The organism is Streptomyces sp. NPDC002577, assembly GCF_053594815.1.
In genome coordinates this window covers 134,195-146,719 of the sequence record NZ_JBSFWK010000003.1, presented here as the reverse complement: position 1 = coordinate 146,719, position 12,525 = coordinate 134,195, and the positions used below count along the sequence as shown (strand labels likewise).

At 72.2% G+C, this 12,525-nt stretch carries 11 protein-coding genes; 5 read left to right on the top strand and 6 right to left on the bottom strand.

The features are described 5' to 3' along the window. Positions 1–44 precede the first annotated feature (44 nt). Together ACWD4J_RS06340 and ACWD4J_RS06335 are read left to right on the top strand one after the other, a co-directional pair. Positions 45–716 carry a FadR/GntR family transcriptional regulator gene (locus ACWD4J_RS06340; RefSeq protein ID WP_451394149.1) on the top strand — a complete coding sequence of 224 codons (672 nt, stop codon included), beginning with the start codon at positions 45–47 and terminating at the stop codon, positions 714–716. Between the two features lie 322 nt (positions 717–1,038). Continuing rightward, positions 1,039–2,040, top strand: coding sequence for a PAC2 family protein (locus ACWD4J_RS06335; protein WP_451394148.1), 1,002 nt, complete (start codon positions 1,039–1,041; stop codon positions 2,038–2,040). A gap of 135 nt (positions 2,041–2,175) precedes the next feature. Here the strand turns inward: ACWD4J_RS06335 and mshC are convergent, their stop codons facing one another. The 4 genes from mshC to ACWD4J_RS06315 all read right to left on the bottom strand — a co-directional run bounded on the left by mshC (position 2,176) and on the right by ACWD4J_RS06315 (position 5,647). Beyond that, positions 2,176–3,405, bottom strand: a complete 1,230-nt coding sequence (gene mshC, locus ACWD4J_RS06330) for a cysteine--1-D-myo-inosityl 2-amino-2-deoxy-alpha-D-glucopyranoside ligase (RefSeq protein WP_451394147.1) — start codon at positions 3,403–3,405, stop codon at positions 2,176–2,178. Positions 3,406–3,510: 105 nt separating this feature from the next. Then, entirely contained in the window at positions 3,511–4,338 is an 828-nt protein-coding gene (locus ACWD4J_RS06325; RefSeq protein ID WP_451394146.1) for an SCO1664 family protein, read from the bottom strand. Then, positions 4,299–4,892: a DUF3090 domain-containing protein gene (locus ACWD4J_RS06320; protein WP_451394145.1), complete on the bottom strand. Its 594-nt coding sequence runs from the start codon at positions 4,890–4,892 to the stop codon at positions 4,299–4,301. The genes ACWD4J_RS06325 and ACWD4J_RS06320 overlap by 40 nt, the downstream gene beginning before the upstream one ends. A gap of 65 nt (positions 4,893–4,957) precedes the next feature. Continuing rightward, complete coding sequence (locus ACWD4J_RS06315; RefSeq protein ID WP_451394144.1) at positions 4,958–5,647, bottom strand: histidine phosphatase family protein; 690 nt, start codon at positions 5,645–5,647, stop codon at positions 4,958–4,960. Between the two features lie 85 nt (positions 5,648–5,732). Here ACWD4J_RS06315 and corA point away from each other — a divergent pair, with 85 nt between their 5' ends. Beyond that, entirely contained in the window at positions 5,733–6,731 is a 999-nt protein-coding gene (gene corA, locus ACWD4J_RS06310) for a magnesium/cobalt transporter CorA (protein WP_451394143.1), read from the top strand. A gap of 46 nt (positions 6,732–6,777) precedes the next feature. Here the strand turns inward: corA and ACWD4J_RS06305 are convergent, their stop codons facing one another. Then, a complete protein-coding gene (locus ACWD4J_RS06305) occupies positions 6,778–7,566 on the bottom strand; it encodes a ferritin-like domain-containing protein (RefSeq protein ID WP_451394142.1) in 789 nt (262 codons plus the stop codon). Between the two features lie 283 nt (positions 7,567–7,849). Beyond that, positions 7,850–8,914 (bottom strand): LLM class F420-dependent oxidoreductase, encoded by a 1,065-nt coding sequence (locus tag ACWD4J_RS06300; protein WP_451394141.1) that lies wholly within the window; start codon positions 8,912–8,914, stop codon positions 7,850–7,852. Positions 8,915–9,123: 209 nt separating this feature from the next. Between ACWD4J_RS06300 and ACWD4J_RS06295 the strand changes: the two genes are divergently transcribed. Together ACWD4J_RS06295 and ACWD4J_RS06290 are read left to right on the top strand one after the other, a co-directional pair. Next, the gene (locus ACWD4J_RS06295; RefSeq protein ID WP_451394140.1) at positions 9,124–10,107 is read left to right on the top strand and encodes an aldo/keto reductase; all 984 of its coding nucleotides are present in this window, start codon (positions 9,124–9,126) and stop codon (positions 10,105–10,107) included. Continuing rightward, positions 10,104–12,446: a helix-hairpin-helix domain-containing protein gene (locus tag ACWD4J_RS06290; RefSeq protein WP_451394139.1), complete on the top strand. Its 2,343-nt coding sequence runs from the start codon at positions 10,104–10,106 to the stop codon at positions 12,444–12,446. Before ACWD4J_RS06295 ends, ACWD4J_RS06290 begins: the two co-directional genes overlap by 4 nt. Positions 12,447–12,525: the final 79 nt, after the last annotated feature.

Below are 12,525 nucleotides of genomic sequence, written 5' to 3'. Positions count from 1 at the left end.
GCATAATGGGCGCAGACATCGGATGTCTGAACGGAGGCGGGGCCATGGCAGTCACGGACGAGGCCATCGAGAAGATCAAGGACATGATCGTCTCCGGCGCTCTGCGCCCCGGCGACCGGCTTCCCAAGGAGAACGAGCTCGCGGCCGAGCTGGGCCTGTCCCGGAACTCGCTGCGTGAGGCGGTGCGCGCGCTGTCGCTGATCCGCATCCTCGACGTTCGCCAGGGCGACGGCACCTACGTCACGAGTCTCGATCCGCAACTCCTGCTGGAGGCGCTGAGCTTCGTCGTGGACTTCCATCGCGACGACACGGTGCTGGAGTTCCTGGCCGTCCGCCGCATCCTGGAACCGGCCGCGACGGCGATGGCGAGCACCCGCATCAGCGAGGCGGAACTGGATGCGCTGACGGCCCAGTTGGACGCGCTCGGGACATCCCCGTCCGTGGAGGAACTCGTCGCGTGCGACCTGGAGTTCCACCGCGGCATCGTGCAGAGCTCGGGGAACTCGGTGCTGTGCTCACTGCTCGACGGGCTGTCGGGCCCCACCACGCGGGCCCGGATATGGCGCGGCCTGACCCAGGAGGACGCGGTCAGCCGCACGCTCCACGAGCACCGGGCGATCCTCACCGCCCTGCGCGACCGTGACCCGGAGGCGGCGAGGTCCTGGGCGACGGTACACATCGCGAGCGTGGAGCAGTGGCTGCGGTCGACGCTGTAGAGGCCGACGATGCAGAGCCGTTGTGAAGGGACCAGGTCCGAAGCGTCCGCCGGGGCCTCGGGTCCAGTGGTGGCCCCCTTGCGTCGCCACGGCGGTGCACATCGGACCTCTCACGATCCTCCGACGCATAGCGCGCTCCAAGCGCAACGTCCAGGAATCCGGAGGGAGTTGGCCGGATACAGCTCGGATGACTGGAGGGTGTTCGAAGGTCGCTACCGGGGCAGTGATCCGTTCACTCCCCCGTGCAAGGGGGCTGCGGAGGGCCCCCGCGGACGCCGTAAGGTTGGTCCGTAAGCGAGGGCACGTCGGAAGGAGGCGCTGGGTGATCGAGCTCGAGGGGGTTCCCGAGCTGGTCGACCCGGTCATGGTGGCCGCGTTCGAGGGCTGGAACGACGCCGGCGACGCCGCCTCCACCGCGGTCGCGCATCTCGACAAGGTGTGGAAGGGCGAGGTCTTCGCGGCGCTCGACGCGGAGGACTACTACGACTTCCAGGTGAACCGCCCGACCGTGTGGCTGGACGGCGGCGTCCGCAAGATCACATGGCCGACGACCAGGCTCTCGGTGATCCGTGTCGGCGGCGAGAAGCCGCGTGACCTGGTGCTGATCCGCGGCATCGAGCCGTCCATGCGCTGGCGGTCGTTCTGCAACGAGCTCCTCGGCTTCGCGCACGAGCTCGGTGTGGAACTCGTGGTCATCCTGGGCGCGCTGCTCGGCGACACCCCGCACACGCGTCCCGTCCCGATCAGCGGGACCACGTCCGACCCGGACCTGGCCCGCAGGATGGACCTGGAGGAGACCAAGTACGAGGGCCCGACGGGCATCGTCGGCATCCTCCAGGAGGCCTGCACGCACGCGGGCGTGCCCGCGGTGTCGCTGTGGGCGGCCGTCCCGCACTACGTGTCGCAGCCGCCGAACCCGAAGGCCACGCTCGCCCTGCTGAACCGGCTGGAGGACCTCATCGACCTGCGCATCCCGCTGGGCGAGCTGCCCGAGGACGCGCGTGCGTGGCAGCTGGGCGTGGACCAGCTGGCGGCCGAAGACAGCGAGGTCGCCGAGTACGTGCAGTCGCTGGAGGAGGCGCGGGACACCGCCGAGCTGCCTGAGGCGTCGGGCGAGGCGATCGCCCGTGAGTTCGAGCGCTATCTGCGCAGGCGGGACGGTGTCGGCCAGGCCGGTGGCCATGCCACGGAGAGCGGCGACGGTCCCCCGTATCTGCGCGAGGGTCCGGGCGACCGCACCCGGCCGCCCAAGCCGCAGCGGCCGGGGACCGACGACGAGGGTGGTACCACGGCCGGAGACTCCGAGGACTCGCCGGAGGAGTGAGCCGGCCGGTGCCGGGGAGCGCGCCGGTCCGGGCAGCGACGGCGGCTCGACGGACGTGACGGTCCCAGAACCGAAGAGGGGCGGTGCGCCACAGCGCACCGCCCCTCTCCCGTCAGTGGGCTCGCCGGCCTCCGGCTAGAGGGCGACGCCGAGGAGCGCGTCGACGGCGCGCGACACAACGCCGGGCGCGCCCTCGTCCGTACCGCCCTGCTCCTGCTGGAGCGCCGCCCAGCGGTCGACCGCGGCGAGCGCGGCCGGCGCGTCCAGGTCGTTCGCGAGGGCGTCGCGGATCTCCTCGACCAGGGCCTCGGCGGACGGGCCGTCGGGGCGCGAGACGGCGGACCTCCACCGTCCGAGCCTGGCGACGGCTTCCTCGAGGACCTCGTCGGTCCACTCCCAGTCGGAGCGGTAGTGGTGGGCGAGCAGCGCGAGCCGTATGGCGGCGGGGTCGACCCCGTCGCGCCTGAGCTTCGAGACGAAGACGAGGTTGCCCTTGGACTTCGACATCTTCTCGCCGTCCAGCGCGACCATGCCCGCGTGGACGTACGCCTTGGCGAACGGGTACTCGCCGGTCAGCGCCTGCGCGTGCGACGCGCCCATCTCGTGGTGCGGGAAGGCGAGGTCGGAGCCGCCGCCCTGCACGTCGAAGCCCATGCCGAGGTGGTCCAGGGCGATGGCCACGCACTCGATGTGCCAGCCGGGCCGGCCACGGCCGAGCGAACCGCCGTCCCAGCTCGGCTCGCCCTCGCGGGCGGCCATCCAGAGCATCGGGTCGAGCGGGTTCTTCTTGCCCGGACGGTCGGGGTCGCCGCCGCGCTCGGCGGACAGCAGCCGCATGGCGGCGGCGTCGAGGTTGGAGACCTCGCCGAAGTGCGGGTCGGCCTCGACGGAGAAGTACACGTCCCCTTCGAGTTCGTACGCGGCACCGGCGTCCCGCAGCCGCTCGACCAGCGGGACGATGCCCGGTATGGCCTCGACGGCACCGATGTAGTGCTGCGGCGGGAGCATCCGCAGCGCGGTCATGTCCTCGCGGAAGAGAGTGGTCTCCCGCTCGGCGAGCCCGACCCAGTCGACTCCGTCGCGCTCGGCGCGCTCGAGCAGCGGGTCGTCGACGTCGGTCACGTTCTGGACGTAGTGAACCTGCCGCTTGGTGTCGAGCCACACGCGCTGCACGAGGTCGAACGCGTTGTAGGTCGCCGCGTGACCCATGTGGGTCGCGTCGTACGGGGTGATCCCGCAGACGTAGATACGGGCGACGGGACCGGGGTCGAGAGCGACGAGGCCGCCGGTCGCGGTGTCGTGGATCCGGAGGTCGCGGCCCTTGCCAGGCAGGGCGGGGACCTCAGAAGCGGGCCAGGCATGCATGACCTGAGCCTAACCGGACGGATGTTCCGCATACGAACCGGACCGGCGCCGACGACCGGAAAGGCCCTCTTGCAAGGCGGCGCAGCCTGTGTAACAGCGAGTCGCCTAGACGGGTGGCCACGGAATGGCCGGCCACTCCCCCGACGGCTCCGGATGCCGCCCGGACGCCAGCAGCGCCTCGACACGCGCGCGTAGCGCCCCGAACTCGTCCGTGGTGATCAGCTCACGGAGCCGCACCGCGAGCCCCCCGCCGTCCAGGAGCGCATCCCGCAGGGACCCGAGCACCGCCACCGCCTCGGCGGTCAGCGCCTCCCCCGCCCACCCCCACAGGAGCGTCCGGAGCTTGTCCTCGGCATGAAAGGTGACCCCGTGGTCGATCCCGTACAGCCGTCCCTCGGCGGCCGGCAGCAGATGGCTCCCCTTGCGGTCGGCGTTGTTGATCACCGCGTCGAGCACCGCGAGCCGCCGCAGCCGCTCGTCGTCCGCGTGCACGAGAAGCGCCGTGCGCCCGCCGCCGATCTCCGCGAAGCCGATGGCCTTCCAGCCGTCGTCCGGCTCGTCGCCCTCCACGAGGGCCAGCAGCTGCGCGCCGTCCTCGACCGACGCCTCGATCCACAGCTGGCACATGCCCTCGCCGTACGGGCCGTCCCGCAGCACGGTCGGCGGCACGAGCCCCCATCCGGTGGCCTCGGACACCTCGTACGCGGCGACCTCGCGCTGCGCCAGGTTGCCGTCGGGGAAGTCCCACAGGGGCCGCTCCCCGGCCACGGGCTTGTAGATGCAGGAGGCCTCCTGTCCCTCGTACGACACCGTGCAGAAGAGCGCCGCGTTGGAGGCGTCGCGGATGCGGCCGCGCACCGTCAGCTCACCTTTGGCGAGCAGCTCGGCAGGCGTCACGCCGCTCCGCGGCGGTATCCGTTCTGGCGCGGACATACATGTCCTTCCGGGTCGAGCGGGAGGCTGCACAGCGGGCACGGCGGGCGGCCCGCGTTGACGACGTCCAGGGCCCGCTTGGCGAAGGCTCTGGCCTGGGAACCGGTGAGCAGGACGCGGAGCATCGGCGGGCCGTTCTCCTCGTCCTGCAGCAGCCGCTCCTCGGCGGCCGCGAGGTCTTCTTCGGACTCGACGTCGATCTCCACCAGCGCCTGGGCTTCGACGATCATGCGCTGCTCTTCACCGTCCCAGGCCAGCGCCATGGTGCCGACCCGGAACTCCTCCTCGATGGGGGTCTCGAGCGGTGCGCTGTCCGAGACCTCGGTGGGGGCGACGGCCGGTACGGCTGCGCTTCCCCCGCTGCGCCGTACGACCTCGTCGAGAAGCTCGTCCATGCGCTCGGCGAGCGCGGCCACCTGGGTCTTCTCCAGGGCGACGCTGGTCACACGGGTTCCGGAGGAGGCCTGGAGGAAGAAGGTGCGGCGCCCTGGGAGCCCGACCGTTCCGGCCACGAAGCGGTCCGGCGGGTCGTAGAGGAACACCTGACGGGACACGTCCTGTCTCCATTGGATCGACTTGGGGCGTTACTTCGATCGCTTCACCCTACTGCGGGCGACGATCACGGTGCTCCCGCACCGCCTCCCACCGGGGCATCGCCGCCGTTCTCCGGCACCGCTCGCGGCGCCAGGGAGGCGAAGTCCCCGGTGTCGCCGAGGCGCAGCAGGAAGGGACGCAGCCGTGTGTAGCGGATCGCGGTGACAGAACAGGGTTCCACGCTGATGCGCTGGAAGAGGTCCAGGTGAAGGCCGAGTGCGTCCGCGACGAGCGACTTGATGATGTCGCCGTGCGAGCACATGAGGTAGACCGCGTCGGCGCCGTGTTCGCGCTCCACGCGCGCGTTCCACTCGCGTACGGCTTCGGCGGCCCGGGTCGCCATCTCGCGCATGGACTCGCCGCCGGGGAAGGCGGCCGCCGTCGGGTGCTGCTGGACCACCTCCATCAGCGGCTCGTCCTTGAGCTCGGCGAGTTTGCGGCCGGACCAGTCTCCGTAGCGGCACTCGCCGATGCGTTCGTCGGTGTGCAGGGTGAGCTCGGGCCGGGCGGCGAGCAGCGGCTCCAGCGTCTCCCGGCAGCGCTGCAGGGGGCTCGTGACGGCCGTGGCGAGCGGCAGACCGGCCAGCCGGGCGGGCAGGCCCGCCGCCTGGGCCGCGCCTCGCTCGTCGAGGGCGACTCCGGGAGTCCACCCGGCGAGCAGACCCGCGGTGTTGGCGGTGGAACGTCCGTGCCGGACGAGGATCAGCGTGGGCATGCCGCAAGCCTAGGCCGACCGAGGAGTGTGCCTTCGGCTGCCCCAGGGGGTGTGCTCGAGGCTGCCTGCGGGAAGGAGACGCTGCGTGATCGTGGACTGCGCCATCTACCGCGAAGGGCGCCGGACCGAGGGTCCCGCCGACTTCTCCGACGCGCTGGACCAGGCGCGGGCCAGCGGGGACGCGTTCGTCTGGATCGGACTGCACGAGCCCACTGAACGCGAATTCGACCACGTCACGAAGGAGTTCGGGTTGCACCCACTGGCGGTCGAGGACGCCCTCAAGGCGCATCAGCGCCCGAAGCTCGAGGTGTACGACGACTCGCTGTTCCTCGTCCTCAAGCCGGTGGTGTACGAGCCGCAGGGTGACACCGTGTCCTCGGACGAGGTGATGCTGTTCCTCGGCGAGTCGTTCGTGGTGACCGTCCGGCACGGCGGAGGCGCCCCTCTGAAGGCGGTGCGGCAGCGGCTGGAGTCGGAGCCGGACCTGCTCAGACAGGGCCCGACGGCAGTGATGTACGCGATCGCCGACGCGATCGTGGACCGCTATCTGGAGGTCGCAGTGGAGCTCCAGACCGACCTCGAGGAGTTGGAGACGGAGGTGTTCTCGCCGGACCAGACCACGTCCCGGCACACCGCGTCCCGGATCTACGCGTTCAAACGGCAGGTGCTGGAGTTCCGCCGGGCCACGGGTCCGCTGACCCTGCCGATGGCCCGGCTCGCCGGTGCGGGCCTCTACGCGGCGGCCATCCCTTTCGTCAGCGACGCCGCGCAGCCGTTCTTCCGTGACGTCAGCGACCATCTGACACGCGTGAACGAGTCCGTGGAGGGGCTCGACCGGTTGGTCTCGGACATCCTCTCGGCGCATCTGGCGCAGATGAGCGTCCGGCAGAACGACGACATGCGGAAGATCTCGGGGTGGGCGGCCATGGCCGCGGTCCCCACGATGATCGCGGGGATCTACGGCATGAACTTCCAGTACATGCCCGAGCTGACGTGGACGTGGGGGTATCCGGCGGTGATCCTGCTGATGGCTGTGCTCGAGATCGGCCTGTACAGGCTGTTCAAGAGCCGCGGCTGGCTCTAGCCACACGGCCCGGCACGCGCGCGTGCCGTACCCGGACGCGGATGCGTTACGCGAACTCGGGTGCCGAGGTCGCGGGGCCGCCCAGCGCGTTGCGCCGTTCGGGCATCTTCAGGGACACCATCCGGCGCCAGCCGCCGAGCCGCTCGTACACGTACATGGCGTGGATTCCCGCGGCGAGCAGCGCCGCCCTGGCCCTGGACCAGCCCAGGATGCGGCCCATGTGGTCCATCACGGCCAGACTCACGTCGCGGTAGATGCGGATCTCGGCGAGGGCGCTCTCACGCAGGATGCGCTGGATGGTGCGGCCGTGTCCGGCGCGCGCGAAGCGGAGCAGCTCCTCGTGGCAGTACGCCAGGTGGTTGTCCTCGTCGCTGGAGATCATCCGGACCGCGCGGCCGATGTCGGGGTGGTCGGCGAAGTACCTGCGCAGCAGTTCCATCTGCTCGGAGGCGCGCTGCTCGGTGACCCGGCTGTGGGCGAGGTAGGTGACGATGTCCTGGACGGTGAGCGGCTGGTCGCGCTTGAGCTGTTCGTGGGCGAGCCCGATGCCGTGCCGCTCGAGGAGCATCGTGTAGTCCGTCTTGTGCGGGACCTCGACCGGTGCCAGGCCGCGCTTCTTCAGCAGGGCGTTGAAGATCCGCCCGTGCTTGTCCTCGTCGGCACCGTGGCGCGCGACCTTGGGCGCCAGTTCCCGCTCGCTCTCGGGGACGAGCGCGGCGATGCGGCCGTTCTCCCAGCCGCCCTGGGCCTCCCCGCTGGCAGCGATGGAACAGAACAGCCGGAAGGACTCGTCGTTGTCGAGGATCTCCTGGAAAAGGCTCTTCGCTGAAAGCATCACTGCCACCTCCGTGGGGTCCGCAAAGAACGAGTCAAATGCGGTGGCAGGCCCGGGGCAACAGGTATGTCGGACAACTCCGCCGAAAGGGGTATGTTGACGCCGGAAGGGGTACGCCGGTGCCGAAAGGGGCGCGCGGGGACCGAGGCGCCGCGTAACCGCGGGGGCCTTGACGCGTTGTTCCTGGAGACGGCCGTGGCGGGGAAGACCCCCGAGCCCCCACCACGGCCGCAGAAATCTTTCTCCAGTGAGCGTGCGGCCTCGACTGCCCGGCTACCCGGCCTTACGCCAGTCCGGCCCGCTCCAGCGCGTCGATGCCGGCCCGCAGGGACGCGAGCCGCTCGTCCAGCGTGAAGCCCGCGGGGGCCAGCGTGAGGGTGGTGACCCCGGCCTCGGCGTAGGCCCGCATCCGCTCGGCGATGCGGTCCACGGAGCCGAGCAGCGTGGTCTGGTCGATCAGCTGCTGCGGGACGGCGGCGGCCGCGCCCTCCTTGTCGCCGGACAGGTACTTGTCCTGGATCTCGGCAGCCTCCTTCTCGTACCCCATGCGCTGCGCGAGCTGGTTGTAGAAGTTCTGCTTGCGGCTGCCCATGCCGCCGACGTAGAGCGCGGTGTACGGGCGGAACATGTCGGCCAGCGCGGAGACGTCGTCGCCCGACCCGGCCGGGCTCACGGCGATCGGCAGGGTCGGGGCGACGTCGAAGCCCTCCATCGTCAGGCCCGCCTTCTCGCGGCCCGCCCGCAGGTGACGGATCGCCGTCTCCTCCAGGTGCTCGGCCGACGGGAAGATCAGCAGCGCGCCGTCGGCGATCTCGCCGGTCTGCTCCAGGTTCTTCGGGCCGATCGCCGCGATGTACAGCGGGATGTGCTCGCGCTGCGGGTGAACGGTGAGCTTGATCGGCTTGCCCGGGCCGTCCGGCAGCGGCAGCGTCCAGTGCTCGCCCTCGTACGACAGGCGTTCGCGCGTCATGGCCTTGCGCACGATCTCGACGTACTCACGCGTGCGTGCCAGCGGCTTGTCGAACTTCACGCCGTACCAGCCCTCGGAGACCTGCGGTCCCGAGACGCCGAGGCCGAGCCGGAACCGGCCGCCGGAGAGCGAGTCCAGAGTCGCCGCCGTCATGGCGGTCATGGCGGGCTGACGGGCCGGGATCTGGAAGATCGCGGATCCGACGTCGATGCGCTCGGTGTGGGCGGCGACCCAGGTCAGCACGGTGGCCGCGTCGGAGCCGTAGGCCTCGGCCGCCCAGCAGACGGCGTAGCCCAGCCGGTCGGCCTCCTGAGCGACGGCCAGATTGTCCGCGTCCATCCCGGCGCCCCAGTAGCCGAGGTTGATACCGAGCTTCATCGGCCGATCCCCTTACTCGTCGGTAACGTCCCTTGTGCCGCAGACCCTAGCGCGCTGGTGCGGGCCGCGTCAGCGACGGGTGTGGGCGACGCATCCGCGGGGTCGTCCGCGGGCGATGTGCACAGGACACCGTCCGCGGTCCCGGTTGTCCACAGGCGGTTGTCCACAGGGCCCCACACGGCGACGTCCGGCCAGTAGTGTCAGCGCCCATGGAGCAGAGGCATCTCGGCCGTACCGGCCTGCGTGTGTCCCGCATCGGACTCGGCACCCTGACCTGGGGGCGGGACACCGACGAGCGCGATGCCGCAGAGCTGTTGAAGGTCTTCTGGGAGGCGGGCGGCACGCTCGTCGACACCGCCGATGTGTACGGCGACGGGGAGGTCGAGTATCTGCTCGGGCAGCTCATGGAAGGACTGGTTCCGCGGCGCGATCTGGTGATCGCGACCAAGGCGGGCAGCGTGCCGGACCCGGACCGGCGCTTCGACGGTTCGCGCGGCCATCTGCTGGCGGCGCTCGACGCCTCGCTCGGCCGCCTCGGGACCGACTACGTCGACCTGTGGCAGGTGCACGCGTTCGACCCGGAGACACCCCTGGAGGAAACGCTGCAGGCCCTGGACATCGCCGTCAGAAGCGGCCGCGCGCGCTATGCCGGGGTGTCCAACTTCAGCGGCTGGCAGCTCGCCAAGGCGGCGACATGGCAGCTTGCGGCACCCGGCGACCGGACGCGGCTGGCCAGCACACAGATGGAGTACTCGCTGCTGCAGCGCGGTGTCGAGCGGGAGGTGCTGCCCGCCGCGCTCGACCTCGGCGTCGGACTACTGCCGTCGTCGCCCCTCGGCCGGGGCGTGCTCACCGGCAAGTACCGGCACTCGACCCCGGCCGACTCCCGCGGAGCCTCCGAACACCTCGCCCCGTTCGTCGCCCCCTACCTCGACGACGCCGCGAGCCGCATCGTCGACGCGGTGGCCACCGCCGCCGACGGGCTCGCCGCGACACCGCTGCAGGTGGCCCTCGCCTGGGTGCGGGACCGCCCCGGAGTCGTCGCACCGATCGTCGGCACCCGCACCGCGCAGCAGCTCACGGCGGCATTGTCAGTGGAGGCGCTTAGTCTTCCAGACGAGATCTGCCAGGCGCTCGACGACGTGTCGGCGCCGGTGCACCGCTATCCCGATCAGGACTGGAGCACGCTGTGAGTACGGAGCGGGAGTCCGCTGCCGCGGTCGGAGCCGAGCCGGGGGGTTCCCCGGAAGACCCGGGGAGCCCCGAGGGCGCAGGGGACCCGGGAGCCGGAGGGCAGGTGGCCGCCGGGGCCGATGCCCGGCCCGACGGGCCCGGCGGGACCGCCGACTCCAGCGCCGGTACCGGCGCCGCCGCCGGGACGGGCGAGGACGGCGAGCGCGACGCGGCTCCTGGTGGAGATGAGGGCGCGGGCGCCGGCGCCGCGGGGGAGGTGTCCGAGGCCGAGGCCGAGTTGGCGGCGCAGCGGGCCCTTCGGGAGCGGATCGAGCAGCGGAAGGCCGAGAAGCAGGGGCCCGTCGCCGGTGGGGCGAAGCTGACCGGCAAGGCAGCTGATCTGCTGGCCGCGGTGCGGGCGGTGGAGAGCGGTGAGCATCCCGTCGCCCATGTCTTCGTCGAGCCGGAGCCGGCGCCGCGCAAGCCGGCCCGGGAGCCGGTGCGCCGGCCCGAGCCCGCCGCCGCGGCACCCGCAGCCGGTGCGGCTCCCGAGACCGTCGCAGCGGTACGCGAGGTGCTGGCCGGCGGCGGCGCCCCCGCAACCCTCGCCGTGCCGGCCGCCGCCGCCCTGGGTGAGGGCGCAGCCGGTCAACTCCGGGACGACCCCTGGCAGTTGCTCCGGGTCGCCGGTGTGCGGCCCGAGCAGGCCGACGGTTTCGCCCGGGCCCTGCTCGGTGCCGAGTGTGGCCCGGACGACGAGCGCAGGGGCCGCGCGATCACCGTGTGGCTGCTGGAGCAGGCGGCCCTGGCCGGGCACACGGCCCTCGACGCCGACGAACTCCGCGCCGCGCTCGCGCAGCGCTCGGTGCCCGATCCGGATGCCGCCGTGCACAACGCCATCACGGACGGAGACGTGCTCGTCTTCCAGGACGCGCTCGATGCGCCCCCGTCCGCACCCGCGCCCTCGGGTGCCGACGACGAGGCCGCCGAAGGCGAGCGGCCGGTCCGGGTCCTCATCGGCCTCGAGCGCTGCGCGCTGGCCGAGGAGAGCCTGGCGGACGGGCTCGCACGGGTGGTCAATTCCCTGGTGAAGGGCGACGAGCCGGGCCTCGCCGCCTGGGAGAGCGCCGCCGGTGCCACATCGGGCTCCGCAGCGGAGCTGATCCGCGCGGTGGCCGGGCACGGTCTGGTGCTGCACTCGGGAGGCGAGGCGGCGCGGGCCGAACCGGCCGCGCTGGTCGCCGCCGCACGGGCCCTGGGCCTGCGCGTGTGCGCCGCCACCCACACCCCGGACGGGCAGCGCCGCTTCGCCGCTCTCCTCGCCGCCGCGGAGGGCGCTGCGGTGCCCGGGGCAGGGACGGCGCGCGAGGCAGCGGACCAGGCCGAGGCCGTCGCCACTGTGCCCGGTCTGCTGTCCGGTGCGGAAGGGCCCGGGCGGGACGCCGACGGAGCGCTGGCGGTCGATCTGCTGGTGGTGCTGGACGCGGCTCAGCTGGACGTCGAGACCGCGGCCATGCTGGCCGAGTCGCTGCCGGACGGTGCGCGGCTGGTGCTGAGCGGTGACCCGAGTGAGCTGTGGTCGGCCGGGCCGGGCCGCGTCTTCGGGGATCTGCTGGCCGCCCGCGTCTGCCCGCAGGTCGCCTCGCGTACGCCCGATCCGGGCCCGATCGGAGAGCTGGTCTCCGGAATCGGCATCGGGGAGCTCAACCAGGTCGCGGCCCCCGGCAAGGAGGTCGTGATCGTGCCGGTGCGGGACGCCGGCGAGGCGGTGCACCGCGCGGTGCAGCTGGTCGCCGACTCCGTGCCCAGGGCGATCGGGGTGCCCTCCGAGCACACCCAGGTCATCACGCCGGTGCACGGCGGTGCAGCGGGGACGCGCGCGTTGAACGCGGCGCTGAAGGAGCGGCTGAACCCCGGCCCCGGCCGGTTCGGCGGGTTCGACCCCGGCGACCGGGTGGCCTACGCGCCGGCCCTCGGCCGTACGGTGCCGGGGCGCGTGGTGAAGGCCGACGCGGAGGGCCTGCATCTGGACTGCGACGGCACGCCCGTGGTCGTACCGAGGGAGGAGGTCGAGCGAGTCGTGCGGCACGGGTGGGCGATGACCGCGCACCAGGCGGTGGCACAGCGGTGGCCCGCGGCGGTGGTGGTGCTCCCCGGCGATGCGGCGGGCGCCCTGACCCGGGCCTGGGTGTACACCGCCTTCGGGCGCGCCGAGCGGCATCTGTCCGTGGTGCACGGAGCGGATCAGGCTCTGCCACGGGCGGTGGCCGAGATCCCGGCGAAGCCGCGGACGACACGGCTGCAGACGTTGGTGCGCACACAGGTCCCAGCCGGGGAGGCCCCGTCCGGGACGGCGTAGGCCGGTCCGCGGCGGCCACCGCGCCGGACCACAGCCGCCCCCACAACCACACGCACCACGGCGGCCGCCCAGACATGGC

Excerpts from the sequence above, each read along its gene's own strand:
- ACWD4J_RS06300 (WP_451394141.1), bottom strand. The coding sequence starts at position 8,914 with ATGAAGCTCGGTATCAACCTCGGCTACTGGGGCGCCGGGATGGACGCG.
- ACWD4J_RS06295 (WP_451394140.1), top strand. The coding sequence starts at position 9,124 with ATGGAGCAGAGGCATCTCGGCCGTACCGGCCTGCGTGTGTCCCGCATC.
- ACWD4J_RS06340 (WP_451394149.1), top strand. The coding sequence starts at position 45 with ATGGCAGTCACGGACGAGGCCATCGAGAAGATCAAGGACATGATCGTC.
- mshC (WP_451394147.1), bottom strand. The coding sequence starts at position 3,405 with ATGCATGCCTGGCCCGCTTCTGAGGTCCCCGCCCTGCCTGGCAAGGGC.
- ACWD4J_RS06305 (WP_451394142.1), bottom strand. The coding sequence starts at position 7,566 with ATGCTTTCAGCGAAGAGCCTTTTCCAGGAGATCCTCGACAACGACGAG.
- ACWD4J_RS06325 (WP_451394146.1), bottom strand. The coding sequence starts at position 4,338 with ATGTCCGCGCCAGAACGGATACCGCCGCGGAGCGGCGTGACGCCTGCC.
- ACWD4J_RS06315 (WP_451394144.1), bottom strand. The coding sequence starts at position 5,647 with ATGCCCACGCTGATCCTCGTCCGGCACGGACGTTCCACCGCCAACACC.